We start from the raw sequence: 3,950 nt of genomic DNA, 5'->3' as shown, positions 1-3,950 counted from the left end.
AGTCAAACGTTTGAGAGTCTCCCCGGCAAAGCCGGGGGCTTACCCGATTTAGTTATACCTCTCTGAGGTAGGTAGCCCATTTCACGCGAATTGCTGCTGACCCCTATAACAGTTCCGAATCTATCGCAGAAAATAGGCCGATCCGATTGGGCCTTCGTATCTCCAGAAAGCGGATTAATAGCAACAACGGGCACTAGACACACACTAAATATCCAGGTCGGTCAGATTCAGCTTAGGAGCGTTGGCTTCGATAAACTCGCGGCGTGGTGCTACTCGATCGCCCATTAGCACCGTAAAAATGCGATCAGCTTCGGCAGCATCTTCAATCTCAATCCGTTTAAAGGTGCGGCTGTCTGGATTCATCGTCGTATCCCAAAGCTGCTGTGGCATCATTTCACCCAACCCTTTAAAGCGCTGGATGTCGTACTTTGCGTTGTCTGGGAAACCAGCAATAATCTGGTCTCGTTCACGTTCGCTATAGCAGTAGCTGTGATTACGCCCTCGCTCAATTTTGAAGAGGGGCGGACAAGCAATATAGATGTAGCCTTGATCGACCATCGCTCGCTGATAGCGGTAGAAGAACGTCAGCAAGAGTGTTCGAATGTGGGCACCATCCACATCAGCATCCGTCATGATGACAACCCGGTGGTAACGGAGATTGGATGCATCAAAATCTTCACCCTTGATGCCTAATCCCAAAGCCGTGATGAGCGCCTGAATTTCAGTGTTTTTATAAATCTTAGAGTCGTCGGTTTTCTCAATGTTGAGAATTTTGCCTCGCAGTGGCAGGATGGCTTGGAAACGTCGATCGCGTCCCTGCTTGGCACTACCACCCGCAGAGTCCCCTTCCACAATGAAAATCTCAGATTCAGACGGATCTCTGGAGCTACAGTCAGCCAACTTTCCAGGCAGGGTGGAAGACTCCAGCACCGACTTGCGGCGCACCAGTTCTCGCGCTCGTCGTGCCGCTTCGGCTGCGTTGAATGCCTGGATCGCTTTTTCCAGAATGGCATCTGCCACACCAGGCCGGAACTCTAAATACTCGGTCAGCACTTCGCCGACGAGGGAATCTACAATCCCGCGCACTTCCGTGTTGCCAAGCTTTGTCTTTGTTTGTCCTTCAAACTCTGGGTTTGGCACTTTAACCGAAATGACACCCGTCAGACCTTCGCGAACGTTTTCCCCTGCCAGGTTGGAGTCGCTTTCCTTCAGCTTGTTGCGCTTACGGGCGATCGAGTTCATCGTGCGAGTCAGCACAGCCTTCAACCCTTCCAGGTGAGTGCCCCCATCGATCGTGCGAATATTATTGGCAAACCCTAGCAGGTTGTCACTGTAGGCATCGACACACCACTGAAGGGCGACTTCTACCTGTACATTGTTGCGCTCACCCTGGACATAGACGACTTCATCGTGCAACGCTTGCTTGTCGCGGTTCATGTAGGTGATGTATTCACGAATGCCGCCTTCGTAGAAGTAGGTTTCAACGTGGGGTTCATCGCTTTTCAGCAAATCGAGGCGATCGTCAGTAAACGTAATTTTCACGCCGCCGTTCAGGTACGCCAATTCACGCAATCGCCCGGAAAGAGTCGCGTAGTCAAACTCAACGCTGGTGGTAAAGATTTCTGCATCCGGCTTGAAGGAGACCGTTGTGCCTCTGCGGTTCTCCGAACTCGGATGCTCCACCAGCTCTGTTGCTGCAACACCGCGCTCAAAGCGTTGCACATGCACTTTATCTTCTCGCCAAACGCTGACCTCAACCCATTCAGACAGCGCATTTACAACCGAAATACCAACACCGTGCAGTCCACCCGAAACCTTGTAGCCACCATCGCCAAACTTGCCGCCCGCGTGGAGGATCGTCAGCACAGTTTCAACGCCGGATTTACCTGTGCGGGGAATGATACCCGTTGGAATCCCCCGACCATCATCGGCAACTGTGACAGACCCATCGGCATTTAACGAAATCTGGATGGACGTACAATAGCCCGCTAATGCTTCATCAACGGAATTATCAACCACCTCATAAACTAGATGGTGAAGCCCTCGTGGTCCGGTACTGCCAATATACATACCGGGACGCATCCGCACAGCTTCAAGACCTTCTAAGACTCGAATCTGATCGGTATCGTAATTGTTCGTCATGGATGGAGCGCTCCAATAGTTAGCCTAAGGCTGTCGCAGGATTCATCATAGCAAAACCTATCAAAATTATAACACAAAAGGGTCTTGAGCGATTTTAGGGCAATTTCAAGCGCCGTTTATGATGGGGATGGATCAACCTCTTTCTACCGTGTTATTAACGTCTTCCTCTAGTTTAATTGAAAACAGTACGCTTGTACCATATTTGCTAGTAATTTGTGGTGCAACGGCGACGGGCAAGTCAGGGCTGGCGATCGCGCTCGCACAGCGCCTCCGTGAAACAAAACGAGTTGATTCTGCCATTCTCAGTGCCGATTCGCGCCAAGTGTATCGAGAATTTAACATCGGTACGGCCAAGCCTTCGATCGCCGAGCAGCAGCAGGTGCCCCATTATTTAATTGACATTTGCGATCCCACTAAGACGTTGACGGTGGCGGAGTATCAGGAGCGGGCGCGGGAGTTGATTGAATCAGGGGGCAGGGGGCAGAGGGCAGGGGCCAGAAGGTCTGGAGCAGAGGGGGCAGGGGGCAGGGGGCAGGGAGAAGAGGCAGAAGGTAAAACTGAAAACTCTCTAGCAACGCGGCGCGAAGCGCTACTCAAAACTCAAAACTCACCCCCCTCCACACCCCACACCCCACACCCCACACCCTCCCTCCTCGTCGGCGGCACCGGACTCTACATCCGCTCGATCGTGCGTGGGTTAAACATCCCGCGTGTTGCACCCCAACCGGAATTGCGATCGCAACTGCAAGCGTTGGGTCAAGTACAGCTTTATGCGCTTTTGCAACAGGTCGATCCAGATGGGGCGGCGAAGATTCATCCGCATGATCAGGTGCGGACGTTGCGATCGCTGGAGGTTTTTTACGTTACAGGATTGCCCATGTCAGTGCAGCAGGGTGAACAACCGCCAACCTATCCGATTTTGCAGATTGGGTTGGATTGTCAGAGTGTGGAGCAGAGCGATCAACGGATTGAGCAACGCACAGAACAGATGGTGGTAGCGGGTTTAGTGCAGGAGGTCGAAGCGTTATGCCAAAAATACGGAGCTGACTTGCCGCTACTGAACACGCTAGGGTACGCGGAGTTTAAACAACATGTGACAGGCGACCTTTCATTGCAGCAAGCAAAAGCTCTAACTGTCCTGCATACGCGCCAGTTTGCTAAACGTCAGCGCACCTGGTTCCGGGCTGAGCCCGCGATCGAGTGGTTTGATACCAACAGTCCTGACTTACTGGAACAGGTTTGGCAACGAGTACAAGAGTTTCTGGCAAATCGTCAATAATGGAAACACGATCGCTCAAGGCATTGCACATTTGAGGTTAAAGCTATGTTGCGGCTCACCCAACCCGATACCATCTACCCCGACAGTGATGGCAACCCAATCGCAGATAATACAGCGCAGTTTCAATGGATTGTGGTCATTAAAGAAAACCTGGAACTGCTGTTTGCCAATCTCCCGGATGTCCTTGTGGCAGGTGATTTGTTGTGGTACCCCGTCCAAGACAATACCAAGATTCGGACGGCTCCTGATGCGATGGTGGTTTTTGGCCGACCCAAGGGACGGCTCGTATCAGCAGTGGCAGGAAGATGGCATTGCCCCGCAGGTAGTGTTTGAAGTACTTTCACCGGGCAATCGCAAGGTCGAGATGGAACGTAAGCTCTTGTTCTACGATCGCTACGGCGTGGCAGAATACTATACCTATAGGACTTACGCATTTGCCCCCAAACCCTCAATGCTGGGGGCTTTAATTGGCTCGGTTCCCCCAGATTTTGGGGTTGGGCAGGGTGGTTTCATACAAGGAAATGAAAAA

The 3,950-nt window shown here is 51.9% G+C and carries 4 protein-coding genes; 3 read left to right on the top strand and 1 reads right to left on the bottom strand.

The annotated features are described in order from the left end of the window. Positions 1 to 204 precede the first annotated feature (204 nt). On the bottom strand, positions 205 to 2,142 hold the full coding sequence (gene gyrB, locus AC5JLP_RS08655; RefSeq protein WP_496067528.1) for a DNA topoisomerase (ATP-hydrolyzing) subunit B: 1,938 nt from the start codon (positions 2,140 to 2,142) through the stop codon (positions 205 to 207). Positions 2,143 to 2,269: 127 nt separating this feature from the next. Between gyrB and miaA the strand changes: the two genes are divergently transcribed. The 3 genes from miaA to AC5JLP_RS08640 all read left to right on the top strand — a co-directional run. Then, the gene (miaA, locus tag AC5JLP_RS08650) at positions 2,270 to 3,421 is read left to right on the top strand and encodes a tRNA (adenosine(37)-N6)-dimethylallyltransferase MiaA (RefSeq protein ID WP_496067527.1); all 1,152 of its coding nucleotides are present in this window, start codon (positions 2,270 to 2,272) and stop codon (positions 3,419 to 3,421) included. A 45-nt stretch (positions 3,422 to 3,466) separates the two neighbouring features. After that, on the top strand, positions 3,467 to 3,754 hold the full coding sequence (locus tag AC5JLP_RS08645) for a hypothetical protein (protein ID WP_496067529.1): 288 nt from the start codon (positions 3,467 to 3,469) through the stop codon (positions 3,752 to 3,754). Continuing rightward, positions 3,669 to 3,950 (top strand): Uma2 family endonuclease (locus tag AC5JLP_RS08640; RefSeq protein ID WP_496067526.1); only part of this gene is annotated, 282 nt, incomplete at its 3' end. The genes AC5JLP_RS08645 and AC5JLP_RS08640, both read left to right, overlap by 86 nt.

The organism is Stenomitos rutilans (assembly GCF_059505485.1).
This window is presented reverse-complemented; position numbering and strand designations above follow the sequence as displayed.

Excerpts from the sequence above, each read along its gene's own strand:
- gyrB (WP_496067528.1), bottom strand. The coding sequence starts at position 2,142 with ATGACGAACAATTACGATACCGATCAGATTCGAGTCTTAGAAGGTCTT.
- miaA (WP_496067527.1), top strand. The coding sequence starts at position 2,270 with ATGGATCAACCTCTTTCTACCGTGTTATTAACGTCTTCCTCTAGTTTA.
- AC5JLP_RS08645 (WP_496067529.1), top strand. The coding sequence starts at position 3,467 with ATGTTGCGGCTCACCCAACCCGATACCATCTACCCCGACAGTGATGGC.